Origin of the sequence: Microbacterium sp. MYb54, from assembly GCF_002979515.1 — a bacterium.
Lineage (GTDB): Bacteria > Actinomycetota > Actinomycetes > Actinomycetales > Microbacteriaceae > Microbacterium.
Genome location: NZ_PCPA01000006.1, coordinates 136,735 through 154,025 on the forward strand (window position 1 = coordinate 136,735; position 17,291 = coordinate 154,025).

Genomic DNA, 17,291 nt, shown 5'->3' on the forward strand with positions numbered 1-17,291 from the left:
AACGAGAATGACAGCTCCCGCACCCGCGAAGACGCGGACGAGGAAGACCATCCCGGGAACGGGCGGTCGCACGGCCTCCGTCTTCCTGATCCCCTTCTTCGCCCTGTTCGCGCTGACGATGATCGCTCCGGTCATCTACGCGATCGGGATGAGCCTGTTCGCCGAGAAGCGCAGCGGCCTCGGCTTCGGGGGAGCGACCACCGAGTTCGTCGGCCTCGGCAACTACTTCGAAGTGCTGTCGGACCGCACGTTCACCGACGGCTTCGGACGTCTCGCGCTCTACTGCCTGCTGTACGTCCCCTCGCTGCTCATCGTCGCGCTGGTGCTCGCCCTGCTGCTGGATGCGACGGTCGCCTACGCCAAACGCACCTTCCAGCTGCTGCTGTTCCTCCCGCATGCGGTGCCCGGTGTGATCGCGGCACTGATCTGGGCCTATCTGTACACCCCGGGGGTGAGCCCCATCGTGAAGGCGCTCGAGTCGGGTGGCATCGCCATCGACTTCCTCTCGGTGCAGCTCGTGCTCCCCTCGATGGTCAACATCGCGGTGTGGGAGTGGGCGGGCTACAACGTGATCATCCTCTTCACCGCTCTGCAGGCCGTGCCCCGCGAGATCCTCGAGGCGGCCAAGGTCGACGGCGCGGGGGAGATCCGCACCGCCTTCTCGATCAAGACCCCGCTCGTCTGGCCGGCGATCGGCGTCGCGCTGCTGTTCACGGTGATCGGCTCGCTGCAGCTGTTCACCGAGCCGAAGATCCTCTCCTCGGCGACGACGGCGGTGACCAGCACCTGGGTGCCGAACATGTGGGCCTACGACGCGGCGTTCAACCGCAACAACCTGCCGCAAGCCGCAGCAGCCTCCATCATCCTCGCCCTGCTCGCCGGCCTGCTGTCCTGGGTCGTCACACGATTCACCTCGAAGGAGCCGACGCGATGACCGCCGTGATCGATCGTCCGGTGCCGCACGCTCCGGCATCTGCCAAACCACCGCGCACTCCTCGGACCCGAGGTGCCGGCGGCCGCAGCAATCTCCCGGCCAAAGTCGGGGTCAACGGGCTGCTCATCCTCGGCTCCGCTTACATGGTGCTGCCGCTGCTGTGGCTCGTGTTCGCCGCGACCAAGGACGCGGGCGACCTGTACTCCGGCAACGCCTTCGCCTTCGGGACCGACTTCCTCGCCAACATGCAGCGGCTGCTCGCGCAGGACGACGGCATCTTCCTCCGTTGGCTCGGCAACAGCATCCTGTATGCGGGTATCGGAGCGATCATCGGCGGCTTCGTCTCGCTCATGGCGGGCTACGCCTTCGACAAGTTCGAGTTCCGGGGCAAGCGCGGCCTCTACGCGTCGGTGCTCGTCGGCGTGCTCATCCCGAACACGGCGACGGTGATCCCGCTCTACCTCCTCGCGGCATCGGTCGGGCTGACGAACACGATCTGGGCTGTCGTGATCCCGACGCTGTGCAACCCCTTCAGCGTGTACCTCGCCAGGGTGTTCTCCTCGGGCTACCTGCCGGGGGAGACGCTCGAGGCGGCTCGCGTAGATGGAGCCGGGCCGATCCGCAGCTTCCTCCAGGTCGGATTCCCGATGCTGGTTCCCGGTTTCGTGACGATCGCGCTCTTCCAGTTCGTCGGCATCTGGAACAACTTCATGCTGCCGCTGATCATGCTGCAGAACCGGGAGCTGTTCCCGTCGAGTGTCGGCATCGCCCTCTGGCAGAGCCAGGTGCAGCAGAACCCCGAGTTCGCCACCCTCGTCATCGCCGGATCCTTCGTGTCGGTCGTCCCCCTGATCATCGCCTTCGTGATGCTGCAGCGGTTCTGGCGGGCTGGCCTCTCCGCAGGGAGCGTCAAGTGAGTGCGCGGCGTCCGGTGATCGCCTTCGCGATGGCGGCATCCGTGCGCGAGCGCGTGTTCCCGGAGGTGCTGATGGGCGAGTTCGAGGCAGCGGCGGATGTCGCCGGCTTCGTCACCGAGTTCGCGTCCGCAGAGGCACGGGCGATCCTCGCCGACGTCGAGGTGCTGGTCACCGGGTGGGGCGCACCGCGCCTCGATGCTGTGCTGCTCGACGCGGCGCCCCGCCTCGTCACGGTGCTCCACGCAGCCGGAACGGTCAAGCCGTATCTGACGCCCGAGCTCCTCGCCCGAGGGGTGCGGGTGAGCTCGGCCGCCGCGGCGAACGCGGTGCCTGTGGCCGAGTACACCGTGGCGATGATCGTGTTGGCCGGCAAGCGGGTGCTTCCGATCGCCCGCAGGTACCGCGAGCTCCAGGATGACTTCGACGTCGAGGCGACGTTCCCCGGCATGGGCAACTTCGGCCAGCGCATCGGCATCGTCGGCGCGTCGAAGATCGGCCGGATCGTGATCGACATGCTCAAGGCGTACTCGTTCGAGGTGGTGGTCCACGACCCGTATCTGACGGAGGGCGAAGCCGCCGATCTCGGTGTCGCTGCCGTGTCGCTCGATGAGCTGCTGCGCACGAGCGACGTGGTGTCAGTGCATGCGCCGTCGCTGCCCTCCACCAGGAACCTCCTCGACGCGCGGGGCATCGACCTCATGCCGACGGGGGCGACCCTGGTGAACACGGCGCGGGGCGAGATCATCGACCAGGAGGCTCTGACCCGCAGGGTCGTCGCGGGCGAGCTGTTCGCGATCCTCGACGTGACGGTGCCCTGGATCCTCGAGGCGGAGCATCCGCTGTACACGGCCGAGAACGTGCTCCTCACCCCGCACATCGCGGGCTCTCTCGGTGTCGAACTCGGAAGGCTGTCCGGGGCGATGCTCGACGAGCTGCGCCGCATCGCCCGCGGAGAGCCGCTCGCGCACGAGATCGAACCCGAGCTCCTCGCCATCACGGCCTGACTCGTTCCCCCTTTTCGCACCACTCGCCGACGACCCTGACCCACTCCCGTTCAACGACGACACAAGGAGCATCCCCATGTCAGATTCCCCGAAGATCTCCCGACGGACCGTCCTCCTCGCAGGCGCAGGCGGACTGTTCGCCGCAGCCTCCGGGGTGGTTGCGGCGCAGCCTGCGCAGGCGGCATCGTCGTTGTTGCGCACCGGACGCGAGGCGACCACGATCACCGAGATCGGACCGGGGATCATGCAGTACTCGCTGATGAGCGGTGTCGTCCTCGACGGCATCTCGTACATCGGGTCGCGCAACCTGGAACCCACCGGCATCATCGCCTTCGACATCGCCTCCGGCACTGTCGTGCACTCCACCACGTTGGCGACCGGCCACAGCATTCAAGCGCTCGCGGTCGATCCGGTGCGCAAGCTCCTCTACGCCGGCATCCTGCAGAAGGCAGCAGGCGGCGACAACCTCTACCGCTGGGATCTGTCGGATCTCGGATCGCCCGCTGTCGCGATCGGGAAGATCGGGGACCGTGATGTGCGTGACCTCGCCGTCTCACCCGACGGGACGCTGTTCGCGGTGGGCGGCGGCGGTACCGGCGCTCCGGCCCTCTGGCAGTACACCCCGGCGACGGGAGCGATCACGAGCCTGGGAGTGCCGGATGCGAAGGCCACGCTCGCCAGAGCGGTCGCCGCGACCGATGCGACCGTGTACTTCGGGGCAGGCAGCACGCTCGGCGGCGGCTCCGGCACCAGCAGGGCGGCGCTCTACGCATTCGACCGCGCAGCGGGCTCCTTCAGCGACATCACACCGGCCGCGATGGTGAACGACCCCAGCATCCGAGAGCTCGACATCGACGGCGACCGGCTGCTGGTGTCGACCGCTGGATCGGCCGAGTCGTCGAAGCTCGCCACCGTCGCGCTCGCCGACCACTCGTCGGTGCAGATCGTGACCTCGATCGGGAAGACCGCCAAGAACTTCGCCGTGATCGCCGGTGCCGTCTACTGTGCGAACGAGACCGGCGTGCTGCGATGGATTCCCGGCGAGGCTGCCGTGCAGCAGCTGCCCCTGACCATCGACCTCGGTGAGGTGTGGGGGCTCGACGCGCACGAGGACGGGCTCGTGGTCGTCTCCGGCTATGGCTTCGTGGCTGTGCTCGACGCGGAGGGCGGTGTCCGCGGCGAGTACGACCTCGGTGAGGCCGGCGCACCCGTCAGCGCCCAGACGTGCATGGGCATCGCGGTCGGTGCGGGCTACGCCTACGTCGGCGGCAACGGAGGGATCGCCCGGCACGATCTGCGACGTGGCGGGGTGATCAACCTGCGTGCACCCGGCGAGGCGAAGGACGCCGAGGTCGTCCGCGGCGTGCTCTACACGGGGCAGTACAGCTCGCAGGGCATCTGGTCGTACGACCCGCGCTCCGGCGATCCCATCCATCGCGTCGCGGAGTTCCCCTCGGCGCAGAACCGCCCGCTCGACACGCACTGGGACGACTGCAACCGGCTACTGCTCGTCGCGGCACAGGCCGACACCGAGGGCGGCGGTTCGCTGTGGACCTACGATCCCCGGCGGAACAAGAGCACGCATGTGATCAACCCGATCGATGGGGTGCAGCTCGTCCGTGCCGTCGTCTCGGTGGATGGCGTGGCCTACCTCGGCGGCGACAACGCCCAGAAGACCGGCCGGCGAGGGACGATCGTGGCGTGGGATCCGATCGCGCATCGTGAGCTGTGGCGCGTCGAGACGAACCAGCCGAACGGCATCGCCGCTCTCGCGAGCCACGGACGGCACCTCTTCGCCCTCACGATCAAGGGCGCTCTCGTGGTGATCGATCTACGCCGCCGCGCGATCGTGCACACCGGCGATCTTGCCGCGCTCGTGCCAGGGTTCGCCGCGATGAAGGCGGCCAGGGGAGTGATCTACGGCGTCTCGGACACCACCCTCTTCCGCATCGACCCGCGCACTTTCGAGGTCACCACCGTCGTCCCCGCCATCAACGGCGGTTGGTACAGCGGTCCCCACCTCAACGTCGATGACGACGGTGTGATCTACACGCTTCGTGGTCGGACCCTGGTGACGGTCGACGACCACCCGCGTCGGGCCTGAGCCGGGGTCAGGCGGGTGTCGCTCCGATCGAGGGGAGGCGCTCGTGCGCTCCCCGGATCACGAAGGCGACGACGGCGAGCCCGACGATGCCGATGAGCACCTACACCACGAGGCCGATCCAGACCCGTGGGGCGACCCGGAGCGGGGAAGCCGTCACGCGGAACGCTCCTCGGAGAAGGAGGGCTGCGCTTCCCCGACGCGGCCGCGGATGAAGAAGATCAGCACCGCGGCAGCGGCGATGACGGCGATGTTGCCGAGACCGGCGATACCCGTGAGTGCGCCTTCTGCGGGATACGCGGTCTGCAGGAAGATGCTCGGGTCGGTGCTGGCGTGCAGGAGGATCGGCGCGATGATCGTCCCCGTGACGCGAAGCGCCAGGTACATCAGGATGCCGAATGCGAAGGTGTAGACGATCTGGAACGCGGTTGCGAGCAGCGGCTGTCCGTTCAGGAGGTTGCCGGCATGCAGGGCGGCGAAGAGCGTCGCCGAGATCACCGCGACGACGATCTCGCGGTAGCCGGCCTTGCGCATCAGGTTGACGACGAGGCCACGCGTGAGGACTTCCTCGGTGAATCCGATGAGAAGACCGGCGAGAAGCCAGGTGAGGACCACGTCGAAGCCGGCCTTGCCGTAGTCGATCGTCGCGAACCGCAGGATGTTGAACAGCAGCACGACGACGATGGCGATCCACATCCACCCGCGACCGGTGATCGGCTGTCGAGCGAAGAGCTGCCGCCACCAGCCGACCGAGAGGGTGAAGGCGGTCAGGACGATGGCGCCCAGGAGCTCGGGCAGCACATAGAACACGGCGATGCCGGCCGCGCTCGCCGGTTCCTCGATCTGCACGGCCAGAGGAGTCAAAAGCAGTGAGAGCAGCTGGAAGAGGATGAAGTACACGGCGGTGAGCAGGAGCGCCCTCCACCAGCCGCCCTTCTCCCAGAAGCGCTTCCAGAACGTGGGGGCGGTCGCGGGTGCAGACATGGGGAACTCCAGACTGTCGGCGGGTGGGGGCGGCCGACTACCCGTCAGTTTGGCGCACGGCGGCGGGCGGTGTCCATCCGGAAAATCTGGGGAGTGTCGGAGGTGTCACCCACGGAATCCCTTCGAGCCGCGTGCCGGCGGAAGGTGCGGGATCGGGATCGGACGCGTGGCGCGCGAGGTGTCCTGGAACGTTCGAACGGCGTCGAGGACATCGCCGGCGGAGGAGTAGCGCAGCGCGAGCGGAAGGTCGCGCCGCCATAGGACTTCGACCTCGGTCGGGGCATCCTCGAAGATCGTGCAGACGACTCTGCGGTGGTCGTTTTCGGGGTACTGCAGATCGTGGATCGCCCAGTCGGTCGGGCTGACCTCCACCAACGTGAACCTCCGATGTGGATCGTGCTCCATCATTCTCCTAGCTGTCCCCACGGTGAATGATGATCGATCCGTCCGCCGAAAGGGAGCCCCTTGACAGATCGAGGCCCCCACCCCAGGGAAGGGGTGGAGGCCTCGGTCGTCAGCGAGCTGCGGGGGTGGAGTCGGTATCCACCGGGCCCGTATCCGTGAGGACCGCCGCTGCCCGCCCACCGCCGCGCTGCTCGGCCTCCAGCCGCTCTGCTTCCTCGCCGCTGATGGCTTCGCCGCGTGCGACGAGTCCCGCCGTGTCGGAGAGCGGGATCTGCTTGAGGAACAGCGAGAGCAGCAGCGCGAGCACGATGAAGGGTACGAGGTACCAGAACACCGGGGCCAGTGCGTCGGCGTAGGCGGTGACGATGCCTTCGCGGACCTCGTCGGGCAGCGAGCTGAGCGTCGACGGGTCGATCGTCGATGCGGCTAGCGATGCGGCGTCCGGCGAGGCTCCGGCTCCAGCGAAGACGCCGAGCAGGTTCTCGGTCAGCCGTGTGGTGAAGATGGTGCCGAACACCGCGGTTCCCAGCGACGCACCGACCTCGCGGAAGTAGTTGTTCGTGCTGGTCGCGGTGCCGATCTCGCCGGCGGGCACCGCGTTCTGCACGACCAGGACGACGACCTGCATGATGAGGCCGAGCCCGGCTCCGAACACGAACAGGAACACGCAGATCAGCCAGATCGGGGTGGCCGCCGACAGCGTGGTCATCGAGACCATCGCGATGCCGGTGATGATCGTGCCGAGGATCGGATAGATCTTGTACTTGCCGGTCTTCGAGATCGCGATACCGGAGAAGATCGACGTGCCCATGAGTCCGACCATCATCGGGATCATCAGCAGGCCGGACTCCGCGGCTGACGTGCCGGAAGACATCTGCAGGAACGTCGGCACGAACCCGATCGCGGCGAACATCCCGATCCCGAGTACGAGCCCGATCGCTGTGGCATTGACGAAGATCGGGTTGCGGAAGAGGCTCAGCGGGATGATCGGGTCCTGCACACGCGACTCGGTGATCACGAACGCGGTCGCCGCGACGACGAGCCCGGCGCCCCAGGCCCAGGTGGCCAGCGAATCCCAGCCGAACTCCTTGTCTCCGCCGAAGTCGGTGAAGAAGATGAGGCAGGTGGTGGCGGTCGAGAGGAAGATCACGCCGAAGATGTCGATCGGCTTCTGAGCCCTCTTGCTCGGCAGCTTCAGGGCGACCAGCGCGATGATGAACGCCGCGATGCCGACCGGGATGTTGATGTAGAACGCCCACTGCCACGTCAGGTGGTCGACGAAGTAGCCGCCGAGCAGCGGGCCGGCGACGGCCGACAGCCCGAAGACGGCGCCGAGCGGGCCCATGTACTTGCCGCGCTCGTTGGCGGGGACGATATCGGCGATGATCGCCTGCGACAGGATCATCAGACCGCCGCCGCCGAGTCCCTGCAGGGCGCGGAACACGACGAACATCCAGAAGTCGGTGGCGAAGGCGCAGCCGACCGAAGCCAGGGTGAACAACGCGATCGCGATCAGGAACAGGTTGCGTCGGCCCAGGACATCACCGAACTTGCCGTAGATCGGCATGACGATGGTGGTGGCCAGCAGGTAGGCGGTGGTGATCCAGACCTGGTGGTCGACGCCGCCGAGTTGTCCGACGATGGTCGGCATGGCGGTGGACACGATGGTCTGATCGAGGCTGGAGAGCAGCATGCCCGCGATGAGGGCGCTGAAGATGATCCAGATGCGGCGCTTCGTGAGCAGGAAGGGCGCATCCTTCGTGGCGGTGGCGGACATTCAGTGGTCTTTCTGTGACGGTGCGTAGAGGGAGCGAGCGAGCTCGAGGCGTCGGGTGATGAGGTCGGCGAACGGCTCGGTGGACTGGTGGTGCAGGAGCTGGTCCATGCTCATGCGGACCAGCGCGCCGACGGTGTGCACGATCACCTCTGCCCGGAGCTCGGCGTCAGGGGCGTCGTCGGTGCGGCGCAGGATCAACCCCACGTCACGTCGCTCGTTCTTCGCGAGCTGCTCGAAGGCGGCTTTCACCAGCCGAGGCTCCTGCTCGATCACGGCGAACAGGGCCGGAGCGTCCTCGACCGGGTTGAAGAGCTCGAACCTGCGGATCGTCAACTGGATGAAGTCGTCGAGGAGGTCTCCGTGCTCGGTGGCGAACTCCTCTTCGAGTGCCTCTTGCCGGGAGTCGATCGTCGCGAACCCGAAGACCGCGTTCTCTTTGCTCTCGAAGTAGTTGAAGAACGTGCGCCGGGACACTCCGACCTCGCTGCACAACTCCTCGATCGTGAACCCGGCGAAGCCCAGCTCGGTGGTGAGGCGGCGGGCGGTGTCGGTGAGTGCACGAGACGTCTCGCGCTTGCGCTGCTCTCGCAGTGAATCTGCACTGTCGCTCATGGAGTGCAATATTGCACTCTTAACCTTGGAGTGCACTGAGAGCGACTCATGGCACCTGCTCGAAGATTTCTTTCGATCAATCTGTGACATTCGCCGTCCGGCATCCGTCCTAGTGATGGCGTCGCCGACCGCGACCTGCGTCCGCACTGCGGGCGGCATACGGATGAAGGAGCTCACGATGGCGAACACGACGGATGGCACTCAGCCCGAGATCCAGGTCGTCGCCCCGCTGCAGGGGGCTGCAGTGGGAACGACCACGATCGAGGATGCGGTGGTCGCGAAGATCGCCGGCATCGCCGCGCGTGACGTCAGTGGGGTCCACGCGCTCGGCGGGGGTGCCGCGCGTATGGTGGGCGCTATTCGGGATGCGCTCAACACGACCGACCTCTCGCAGGGGATCAGTGTCGCGGTCGGCGAAGCACAGATCACGGTCGACGTCACCATCGTCGCCGAGTACCCGGTCTCGCTGCAGAAGGTCGCGGACGACGTTCGCGCGGCCATCCATCGAGACATGGTCGAGCTGGTCGGGGTGGCCGCGGTCGAGGTGAACGTCACCATCGACGACGTGCACGTCCCCTCGGACGACGAGGACGACACGGACGAGGCGCCGACTGCATAGACGCCTCGTCGAGGACTCGGCCCCGAGACCCGGGGCCGGTATGGGAGAAGGAGAAGCCATGAGCGCTGAAGACAAGATCAAGGCCGCAGCGGAGAAGGTCGCCGGCAAGGCGAAGGAGACCGTCGGCAAGGTCGTCAACGACGACAAGCTCGTCGCCGAGGGCAAGGCGGAGCAGGCCAAGGGCAACGTCCGCGATGCCGCCGAGAACGTGAAGGATGCGTTCAAGAAGTGATGAGGCGGGGGAGAGGCCCGTGCGGCCTCTCCCCGATCTCTCACAGGTGCGTGAGAAATGATCCGATCCGGTGGGGCATCTGTTCCGAATCTCTCTGGAGATCGGATCGAGGGGTGGGGTAGATGGAAGACCAACGCTTTCGCACAGCGCTCGAGCAGGCGGACGACGGGATCGTCGCCGGTCGGGCGATGGACGGCGACGTCGAGGCGTTCGCGGTCCTCGTGCGCCGGTACACGCCCATGATGCGCGCGTACACGCAGCGGATGCTGAATGCATCGGCCGACGTCGACGACATCGTGCAGGAATCGTTCGTCACCGCCTGGCAGCGGTTCGGCGAACTCGAAGACCCGGCCAAGGTCAAGAGCTGGCTGATGAGGATCGTCAGTCGGAAGGCGGTGGATCGCATCCGTGCGATCCGCCCGGCGGTGGACATCGACTCGATCGACCGTCCCGCCCCGCTGCATGCCTCGCCGACCGCGGTCGTCGAGGCGCGAGCGAGTGTCGCCGCCCTCGGAGCCGCGCTTCGCGAGCTGCCGGATGCGCAGCGCGAATGCTGGGTGCTGCGCGAGATCGGCGGGTACTCCTACGAGGAGATCTCCGAGGAACTCGACATCCCCGTCTCGACCGCGCGCGGGCTGCTCGCCCGGGCCCGAAAATACATGATCGTACGGATGGAGGAGTGGCGATGACCGACGAGAGAGACACACCTGACGTCCGCCGGCTCGGCCTGGAACCGACCGATCTCGACGGGCACACGCTCGACGAGCTCACCGACTATCTCGACGCGGGGCGACAGCCCGCCGATCGTTCGATCGACGAGTCGCCCGGCTGCCAGCTGGCGCTGGACGCACTGACCCGGCTGCAAGGGCTCGGCGCTGAGCTCATCGCCGCGGAAGCTGCCGCCGAACCCGCGGTCGACGAGAACTGGGTCGATCGCATCCTCAGTGGCATCGCGATGGATGCCCGCGCCGGAAGGCGCATCCCTTTCGGCTCTCCCGACCCGAAGGCGGATCTCGCGATCACCGAGGGAGCCGTGCGCGGTCTCATCCGTTCTGCGGAGAACGCCGTGCCGGGACTCCTCATCGGACGGTGCCGACTCGATGGCGACGTGACCCAGCCGGGAACCCCGATCCGGGTAGCGATCGAGGCGAGCGCGCTGCACGGACAGTCGATCCCGAAGGTCGCCGCTGAGCTGCGAGCCGAGGTGGATCGGGGCCTTCGCGCACACACCGAGTTGAACGTCGTCGCGATCGACATCGCGATCCGAGACATCCGTGAGGTGTCATCGTGGGCGGGGGAGAGCTGATGGGGACACAAGAGCGCGAAGAGCTCGCAGCGGCGGTCGAAGCGACCCTGCGGTCTACTCCTGGCGTCCGCAGCGTCTATCGATCCGGTTCGCTGATCTCCAACCTGCTGCGCGTGGGGGCTGAGGCGATCGGCGTTCGCAAGGACGACGAGCCGATCGTCTCGGTGGTCGCGGCCGGCGACGCAGTGGCGGTGGAAGCGACGCTCGGTGTGGACTCCGGCGCGAGGTCGGCAGACATCCTTCGTGACGTGCACACCGCGATCGATGCGCTGCTGGGAGCACGAGGCGTGCGGCGGGAGAGCATCACTCTGACCGTCGCACACGTGCAGACCAGCGGCACCTCATGATCCGGTCCTGAAACCACTGAGTGCCGCCGTCCGGGGGGACGGCGGCACTCGGTCTTCCTGCGGCGATCAGGCGGAGGCGGCGCGCAGCCCTTCGACGAGCGGTGTCGTCGGGCGGCCGATCAGACGTGCGAGCGTGCCGTCGGTGTCGGCGAGTGCGCCGTTCTTGATGCCGGCGTCGAGCGCAGCGACGAATCCGGCCGTTCCCTCGTCGAGGCCGGCGTCACGGAGCGCTGCGATCTGGTCTTCGAAGCCGACCGGCACGAAGGAGACCTCGCGACCGGTGACCTCGGCGAAGGCCGCAGCCAGATCGGTGTAGGTCCAGGCGACGTCGCCGCCCAGTTCGTAGACCTCGCCGATGTGACCGTCTTCCAGCGCCACGACGGCGGCGGCGTCAGCGAAGTCCTTGCGACTGGCCGAGGCGACCCGTCCTTCGCCGGTGCCGGCGGCGAGTACGCCCGTCTCGGCGGCGCGGGTGAGGTCGGCGGCGTAGTTCTCGGTGTACCAGTTGTTGCGGAGGATCACGGCGGGCAGACCCGCGGCGGTGATCAGCTCTTCGGTCGCCTTGTGCTCCGGCGCCAGGATCAGGTCGCTCGTGGTCGCCTTGGGGGCGCTCGTGTAGACGAACTTGGAGATGCCGGCGGCCTTGGCCGCCTCGATGACCGCCTGGTGCTGGGCGACGCGCTGACCGACCTCGGACCCGGATACCAGCACCACGGTATCGATGCCCTCGACGGCTGCGGAGACCGAGGCGGGGTCGGTGTAGTCGAGGTGCACGACGCGCACGCCGAGATCAGCGGCCTTGGTCGTGTCGCGGGCTCCGGCGACGATCGACTGCGGATCGGCTCCGCGCTCGATGAGGCTGGCGATGATGAGGCGTCCGAGGTTGCCGGTCGCGCCGGTGACGAGGATGGTCATGAGGGGTCCTTTCGTAAGTGACATCCTCGACAACCCGCGGCGGGGACTTTAGCATTCCAATCTGTGGGTACCCACTTTGGAGTAAGGTACCCACATGACGGTTAGTTTCGCGCAGATAAAGGAATCCACACCGTTCGTCTTCGATCAGAATTGTGGAACGCGGGTGGTGCTCGACCACATCATGAGCAAGTGGGGCGTGCTGGTGCTCTCGTGCCTGTCCGACGGCACACATCGTTGGGGCGCGCTGCGTCGTGAGGTCGACGGCATCAGCGAGAAGATGCTCGCCTCGACGCTGCGCACCCTCGTCGACGACGGACTCGTGCACCGGGAATCCCTCCCGACCGTGCCCCCGCACGTGGAGTACAGCCTGACCCCGCTCGGGCGAGATCTGATGGAGCGGATGCTGCCCCTGATGGAGTGGGTGGCCGACCACGCCGACGGCATGCTCAAAAGACCCTGATTCTGCGGATTCCGTCGTCAGGGCCTGTTCTGGGCTTCGGATTCATGCTGTCGCAGAAAGCCGTTGACGCGATAACCGTGGTGGCTCTACTGTTCTGACATGGCAGCAACGACGCCGATTCATCTGGAACGACCCGACGGCAAGGGTCTGGCTGCGGGAACACTGGGACTCTGGGGGTCGACCGTCATCGGTCTGGCCTCGACGGCTCCCGTCTACTCGCTCGTCGCGACCCTCGGCTTCGTGGTGCTCGCGGTCGGTGCGCAGGCACCGATCGCCTTCATCATCGCCTTCGTGCCGATGCTCCTGATCGCCTTCGCCTATCGGGAGCTCAACAACGCGGTGCCCGATTGCGGGACGACGTTCACCTGGGGCACCAAGGCCTTCGGCCCCTGGGTCGGATGGATGGGCGGCTGGGGCGTCGCGGTCGCCGGCATGGTCGTGCTCGCCAACCTCGCCCAGATCGCCTCGGTGTACTTCTGGTCGTTGATCGGCCAAGACCTCGAGAACAACGACTGGCGTGTGGTTCTGGTCGCGGTCGCCTTCATCGCCGCGATGACCTGGGTCAGCTGGCGCGGCGTCGAGATCGGCGAACGCATCCAGAACATCCTGCTCGGCATCCAGTACCTCGCTCTCGCGATCTTCGTCGTCACAGCGCTCTGGCAGTTCTTCGCCGGTACCGCACCGAACCCCACTCCTTTCGACTGGGAGTGGGTGAACCCCTTCGCGTTCACCGACTGGTCGGGCTTCACCGAGGCCATCCTGCTCGCACTCTTCATCTACTGGGGCTGGGACACCTGCCTCGCCCTCAATGAGGAGACCAAGGACCCCAAGCGCATCCCCGGTCGCGCAGCGCTGCTGACCACCGTCATCCTGCTGTTCACCTACGTCGCCGTGACGATCGCGGCCATGATGTACGCCGGTCTCGGAGAAGACGGCACGGGCCTCGGCAACGAGGCGAACGCCGACGACTTCTTCCTCGCGATCAAGGACGGACTGCTCGGCCCGTTCGGCTGGGTGCTCGTGGTGTCGGTGATCATCTCGGCGATCTCGTCGACCCAGACCACGATCCTCCCGACGGCCCGCGGCACGCTCGCGATGGGGGTGTACCGGGCTCTGCCCGCCAAGTTCAAAGAAGTGCACCCGACCTTCAAGACGCCGTCCTTCTCGACCATCGTGATGGGTGTCGTCGCCACGGTCTACTACGTCGGCATGACCCTGATCAGCGACAACATCCTGCAGGACTCGATCCTGTCGCTGGGCCTCGCGATCGCGTTCTACTACGCCATCACCGGCTTCGCGTGCGTCTGGTATTTCCGGAAGGACCTGACGAACTCCGCCCGCGAGTTCTTCTTCAAGGGCCTGTTCCCACTGCTGGGCGGTCTCATGCTGGCGTGGGCGTTCATCCAGTCCGCGATCGACATGTGGGACGTCGACTACGGATACACGGTCCTGTTCGGCATCGGCGGCACTTTCGTGATCGGCGTCGGCTCGCTGGCGTTCGGCCTGGTGCTGATGTTCGTCTGGTACCTGTTCCCGCGGTCGAAGCGGTTCTTCCGCGGCGAGAGCCTGAACCGCGAGACCCAGGTGATGGTGCCGGATGAGCCCGCCGTGACGATCCGCTCGATCGACGGAGGCATCTGAGGATGCCGGTCGCCACTGCCGACCTGTACGACGAACTCGAAGAGGGAATCCAGTCGCTCTCGCTGCAGCTGCGCTCGTTCGGGCAGCGGCCGGCGTTCGACGGTCCGATCCGCACCGTCCGCTGCTTCGAGGACAACGCGCTGGTGAAGTCCGTGCTGGCCTCGCCCGGCGAGGGCGCCGTACTCGTCGTCGATGGGGGAGGGTCGCTGGAAAGAGCGCTCATGGGCGACATGATCGCCGCCTCGGCGGTGGCGAACGGCTGGGCGGGCGTCGTCATCAACGGGGCGGTCCGCGACCGGGTCGCGATCGATGCGCTCGACCTCGGGGTCAAGGCCTTGGGCACCAATCCGCGCAAGAGCACGAGGCTCGGCGCCGGCGAGGTAGATGTCACGCTCGTGATCGGGGGAGTGGTGTTCCGGCCCGGTGCGCACCTGTACAGCGACGAAGACGGGATCCTCGTCGAACACTGAGGGTCGCCCGGTGGGGTGGGGGTGCTTGTCCTAGGCTTGCTCCGTGCGCATCCGGCTCGACATCGCCTACGACGGCACCCACTTCCGCGGGTGGGCGAAGCAACCGACGCTGCGCACAGTGCAGGGCACGCTGGAGGCCGCCCTCGCTCGAATCGTGGGCTCCGACGTGCAGTTCGTCGTCGCCGGCCGAACCGATGCCGGCGTGCACGCGAGCGGGCAGGTCGCGCACGTCGATCTCGACGAGAAGCAGTGGTCTCGCATCGAGGCCAGACAAGGACGCGCACCGCTGGAGCCCGCCGAGACCATCGCCGGCCGCATGCGCGGCGTGCTCGGGGCCTATTCCGACGTCGCGGTCACCCGAACGTCCATCGCTCCCGACGGCTTCGATGCACGGTTCTCCGCCGTCTGGCGCCGCTACCGCTACCGTCTCGCCGATGCGCAGGCCGGATTCGATCCGCTGCGCCGCCACGACACGACCACCATCCGCGGTCGCCTCGACGAACGGGCCATGGATGCCGCCGCCCGCACCCTCATCGGGCTGCACGACTTCGCGTCGTACTGCAAGCCCCGCGAGGAGGCGACGACGATCCGCACCCTGCTCGACTACCGCTGGGAGCGCGACGCCGAAGGCGTGCTCGTCGCGGAGGTCAAAGCCGATGCGTTCTGCCACAGCATGGTGCGTGCTCTCGTCGGCGCCTGCGCGGCCGTCGGGGAGGGGCGCCTCGACGTCGACGACCTCGTGGTCCTGCGCGACGCCGTGACGCGTACCAGCGAGTTCAAGGTGCTGGCGGCGCGCGGACTGATCCTCACCGAGGTGGGGTACCCCGTCGATGAGCTGCTCGCGGCGCGGGCGACGCAGACCCGCGCACGCCGTGACGGAGCGAGCAGCTGACATGACCGCGCCGACCGGCGACCGGCCGAACGCCTTCGCGGCGGCTCTGCGGGCGGCGGTCTCCGAGCGCGGCATCACCCTCGCACGTCTGCGGCAACAGCTCGCCGACGATGGCAACGCCGTATCCATGGCGACGCTCAGCTACTGGCGATCGGGAGCCCGGCAGCCGGAAGGTGCGCAGTCCCTGGGCGTGGTCGAGGGCATCGAGGATCGCCTTCGACTTCGCCGCGGTCATCTGAGCGCACTGCTCGGCCCTTCCGCTCGGCTCGGTGCCGTGCCGCCGCCGCGGCTGCCGTTCGACGAGGAGCGCGAGAACCGCGAGACTGCGGAGACGTTGGCCGCCCTGCGATCCTCACCTCAGGACGTTCTGCGAGATCTCTCCACCCAGATGACTGTGCAGGTGGGCGCGGAAGGCGCGGTGGAGAGCATCGTCATGCGATCTCTCGTCCAGGCGACCCATGGCATCATCACCGAGCTCCCGCTCGTCGACGTCGCTCCCGAGGAGACGGAGGCGCTCTCCGTCATCTCGGACGTCGTCGGCGGCCGCATCGACAGGGAGTACCTGCACCCGGGGCGTCTGCTCTCCGGCGTGGTGATCGCGCTCGACGAGCCGATCACCGTCGGAGACACGACCCTCGTCGAGTTCACCGAGACGTTCCCGCCCGGGTACCCGCCGCGGCAGTCGGCGTGGCACGCGACCTCGCGTCCGGCACGCGAGACCCTCATCTGGGTGCGGTTCCATCCGGACGCGCAGCCGAGCTGGTGCGAGGAGTACGTGGAGACGGAAGACGACTACGTGTGCGTGATGCGGTCGGTGCGCAGCGGATCCGTCCATGTGTCCCGTCATGGATTCGGCCCTGGCGTGCTGGGCATTCGCTGGGGGTATGACGGCGATCCGGAGCCGGGACACAGCAGGGACGAGTAGCGTAAGACGGTCATGAAGGTCATCTCGTACAACCTCCAGAAGCATCGAGCGGCCGGCGAGCTCGCGGCCCTCGTTCGCGAGCACGACCCCGACATCCTCTGCCTGCAGGAGTGCGACGTCCCGGAGTTACCCGCGCAGATCGGCGACCTCGTGCTGGCTGACGCCACCCAAGGGAATCGGCTCGGGCTCGCGCTGTTCCATCGCGCGAGCAGGTTCCACCTGCACTCGATCCGCATGCTCGGTCTCAAGAAGTCGCTGCACGACCGCATCGCGAAGCCGGCGCACGAGCGCGTGCTCGGGGCGCGGCTGCGCGACATCGACGACGGCCAGGACTTCATCGTCGCCTCGTTCCACGCCGCTCCGCTGACGGCGTTGAACTCGCTGCGACGCCACCAGATCCGCGCCGCGCTCACCGAGCTGGCAGCGCTCGGGGAGGGGCTGCCGCAGCTCATGGTGGGGGACTACAACTACCCCATCTTCAAAGAGAACCTCGGTCAGGCCGTGCGCGACCACGGCTACGCGCTGTCTCTCAGCGACGATCACACCTACACGCGCTACCGGGTGTTCCGTGGGCACTACGACTTCGCCACCTCGACCGGATTCGAGATCGAACGCATCACGACCCTGCCGCAGGGAGCGAGCGATCACCGTCCGATCCTCGTCACGGTGAAGCCCGACTGAGCCGGTGGTTTGGGCATCAGGCGTCGGGTGGCGTATGATCTCTCTTTGGTGCCTTTCCCGTTCGCGGTG

20 protein-coding genes are annotated in these 17,291 nt (G+C 67.1%); 15 read left to right on the top strand and 5 right to left on the bottom strand.

What is annotated here, in order from left to right:
- Positions 1-7: 7 nt before the first annotated feature.
- The 4 genes from CQ040_RS08925 to CQ040_RS08940 all read left to right on the top strand — a co-directional run bounded on the left by CQ040_RS08925 (position 8) and on the right by CQ040_RS08940 (position 4,959).
- Positions 8-934 (top strand): carbohydrate ABC transporter permease, encoded by a 927-nt coding sequence (locus CQ040_RS08925; RefSeq protein WP_219844720.1) that lies wholly within the window; start codon positions 8-10, stop codon positions 932-934.
- Complete coding sequence (locus CQ040_RS08930) at positions 931-1,851, top strand: carbohydrate ABC transporter permease (protein WP_105527327.1); 921 nt, start codon at positions 931-933, stop codon at positions 1,849-1,851. Before CQ040_RS08925 ends, CQ040_RS08930 begins: the two co-directional genes overlap by 4 nt.
- The gene (locus CQ040_RS08935; protein ID WP_258131227.1) at positions 1,848-2,855 is read left to right on the top strand and encodes a hydroxyacid dehydrogenase; all 1,008 of its coding nucleotides are present in this window, start codon (positions 1,848-1,850) and stop codon (positions 2,853-2,855) included. Before CQ040_RS08930 ends, CQ040_RS08935 begins: the two co-directional genes overlap by 4 nt.
- A 76-nt stretch (positions 2,856-2,931) precedes the next feature.
- On the top strand, positions 2,932-4,959 hold the full coding sequence (locus CQ040_RS08940) for a WD40 repeat domain-containing protein (protein WP_105527326.1): 2,028 nt from the start codon (positions 2,932-2,934) through the stop codon (positions 4,957-4,959).
- A gap of 153 nt (positions 4,960-5,112) precedes the next feature.
- On the opposite strand, the gene CQ040_RS08945 is transcribed toward CQ040_RS08940, so the two are convergent.
- The 4 genes from CQ040_RS08945 to CQ040_RS08960 form a co-directional block, all read right to left on the bottom strand.
- Positions 5,113-5,940, bottom strand: a complete 828-nt coding sequence (locus tag CQ040_RS08945) for a CPBP family intramembrane glutamic endopeptidase (RefSeq protein ID WP_105527325.1) — start codon at positions 5,938-5,940, stop codon at positions 5,113-5,115.
- 105 nt (positions 5,941-6,045) lie between these two features.
- On the bottom strand, positions 6,046-6,345 hold the full coding sequence (locus CQ040_RS08950) for a hypothetical protein (RefSeq protein ID WP_105527324.1): 300 nt from the start codon (positions 6,343-6,345) through the stop codon (positions 6,046-6,048).
- Positions 6,346-6,454: 109 nt separating this feature from the next.
- Complete coding sequence (locus tag CQ040_RS08955) at positions 6,455-8,122, bottom strand: MDR family MFS transporter (RefSeq protein ID WP_105527323.1); 1,668 nt, start codon at positions 8,120-8,122, stop codon at positions 6,455-6,457.
- The gene (locus CQ040_RS08960; protein WP_105527322.1) at positions 8,123-8,734 is read right to left on the bottom strand and encodes a TetR/AcrR family transcriptional regulator; all 612 of its coding nucleotides are present in this window, start codon (positions 8,732-8,734) and stop codon (positions 8,123-8,125) included.
- A 178-nt stretch (positions 8,735-8,912) separates the two neighbouring features.
- Between CQ040_RS08960 and CQ040_RS08965 the strand changes: the two genes are divergently transcribed.
- The 5 genes from CQ040_RS08965 to CQ040_RS08985 all read left to right on the top strand — a co-directional run bounded on the left by CQ040_RS08965 (position 8,913) and on the right by CQ040_RS08985 (position 11,238).
- On the top strand, positions 8,913-9,353 hold the full coding sequence (locus CQ040_RS08965) for an Asp23/Gls24 family envelope stress response protein (protein ID WP_258131228.1): 441 nt from the start codon (positions 8,913-8,915) through the stop codon (positions 9,351-9,353).
- 58 nt (positions 9,354-9,411) lie between these two features.
- Positions 9,412-9,585, top strand: coding sequence for a CsbD family protein (locus CQ040_RS08970; RefSeq protein ID WP_028502239.1), 174 nt, complete (start codon positions 9,412-9,414; stop codon positions 9,583-9,585).
- A 122-nt stretch (positions 9,586-9,707) separates the two neighbouring features.
- On the top strand, positions 9,708-10,274 hold the full coding sequence (locus CQ040_RS08975; RefSeq protein WP_105527321.1) for an RNA polymerase sigma factor: 567 nt from the start codon (positions 9,708-9,710) through the stop codon (positions 10,272-10,274).
- Positions 10,271-10,891: an Asp23/Gls24 family envelope stress response protein gene (locus CQ040_RS08980; protein ID WP_105527320.1), complete on the top strand. Its 621-nt coding sequence runs from the start codon at positions 10,271-10,273 to the stop codon at positions 10,889-10,891. Before CQ040_RS08975 ends, CQ040_RS08980 begins: the two co-directional genes overlap by 4 nt.
- Positions 10,891-11,238 (top strand): hypothetical protein, encoded by a 348-nt coding sequence (locus CQ040_RS08985; protein WP_105527319.1) that lies wholly within the window; start codon positions 10,891-10,893, stop codon positions 11,236-11,238. The genes CQ040_RS08980 and CQ040_RS08985 overlap by 1 nt, the downstream gene beginning before the upstream one ends.
- 66 nt (positions 11,239-11,304) lie before the next feature.
- Here CQ040_RS08985 and CQ040_RS08990 read toward each other — a convergent pair whose 3' ends face one another.
- Positions 11,305-12,153, bottom strand: coding sequence for an SDR family oxidoreductase (locus CQ040_RS08990; protein WP_105527318.1), 849 nt, complete (start codon positions 12,151-12,153; stop codon positions 11,305-11,307).
- A 94-nt stretch (positions 12,154-12,247) separates the two neighbouring features.
- Between CQ040_RS08990 and CQ040_RS08995 the strand changes: the two genes are divergently transcribed.
- The 6 genes from CQ040_RS08995 (at position 12,248) to CQ040_RS09020 (ending at position 17,222) form a co-directional block, all read left to right on the top strand.
- Positions 12,248-12,613: a helix-turn-helix domain-containing protein gene (locus CQ040_RS08995; RefSeq protein ID WP_105527317.1), complete on the top strand. Its 366-nt coding sequence runs from the start codon at positions 12,248-12,250 to the stop codon at positions 12,611-12,613.
- A gap of 99 nt (positions 12,614-12,712) precedes the next feature.
- The gene (locus CQ040_RS09000) at positions 12,713-14,254 is read left to right on the top strand and encodes an APC family permease (protein WP_105527316.1); all 1,542 of its coding nucleotides are present in this window, start codon (positions 12,713-12,715) and stop codon (positions 14,252-14,254) included.
- A gap of 2 nt (positions 14,255-14,256) precedes the next feature.
- Complete coding sequence (gene rraA / locus CQ040_RS09005; protein ID WP_105527315.1) at positions 14,257-14,724, top strand: ribonuclease E activity regulator RraA; 468 nt, start codon at positions 14,257-14,259, stop codon at positions 14,722-14,724.
- 43 nt (positions 14,725-14,767) lie between these two features.
- Positions 14,768-15,616 carry a tRNA pseudouridine(38-40) synthase TruA gene (truA, locus tag CQ040_RS09010; protein ID WP_105527314.1) on the top strand — a complete coding sequence of 283 codons (849 nt, stop codon included), beginning with the start codon at positions 14,768-14,770 and terminating at the stop codon, positions 15,614-15,616.
- Position 15,617: 1 nt separating this feature from the next.
- A complete protein-coding gene (locus tag CQ040_RS09015) occupies positions 15,618-16,541 on the top strand; it encodes a hypothetical protein (RefSeq protein ID WP_105527313.1) in 924 nt (307 codons plus the stop codon).
- 12 nt (positions 16,542-16,553) lie between these two features.
- On the top strand, positions 16,554-17,222 hold the full coding sequence (locus CQ040_RS09020; protein ID WP_105527312.1) for an endonuclease/exonuclease/phosphatase family protein: 669 nt from the start codon (positions 16,554-16,556) through the stop codon (positions 17,220-17,222).
- The last annotated feature ends 69 nt before the right edge of the window (positions 17,223-17,291 follow it).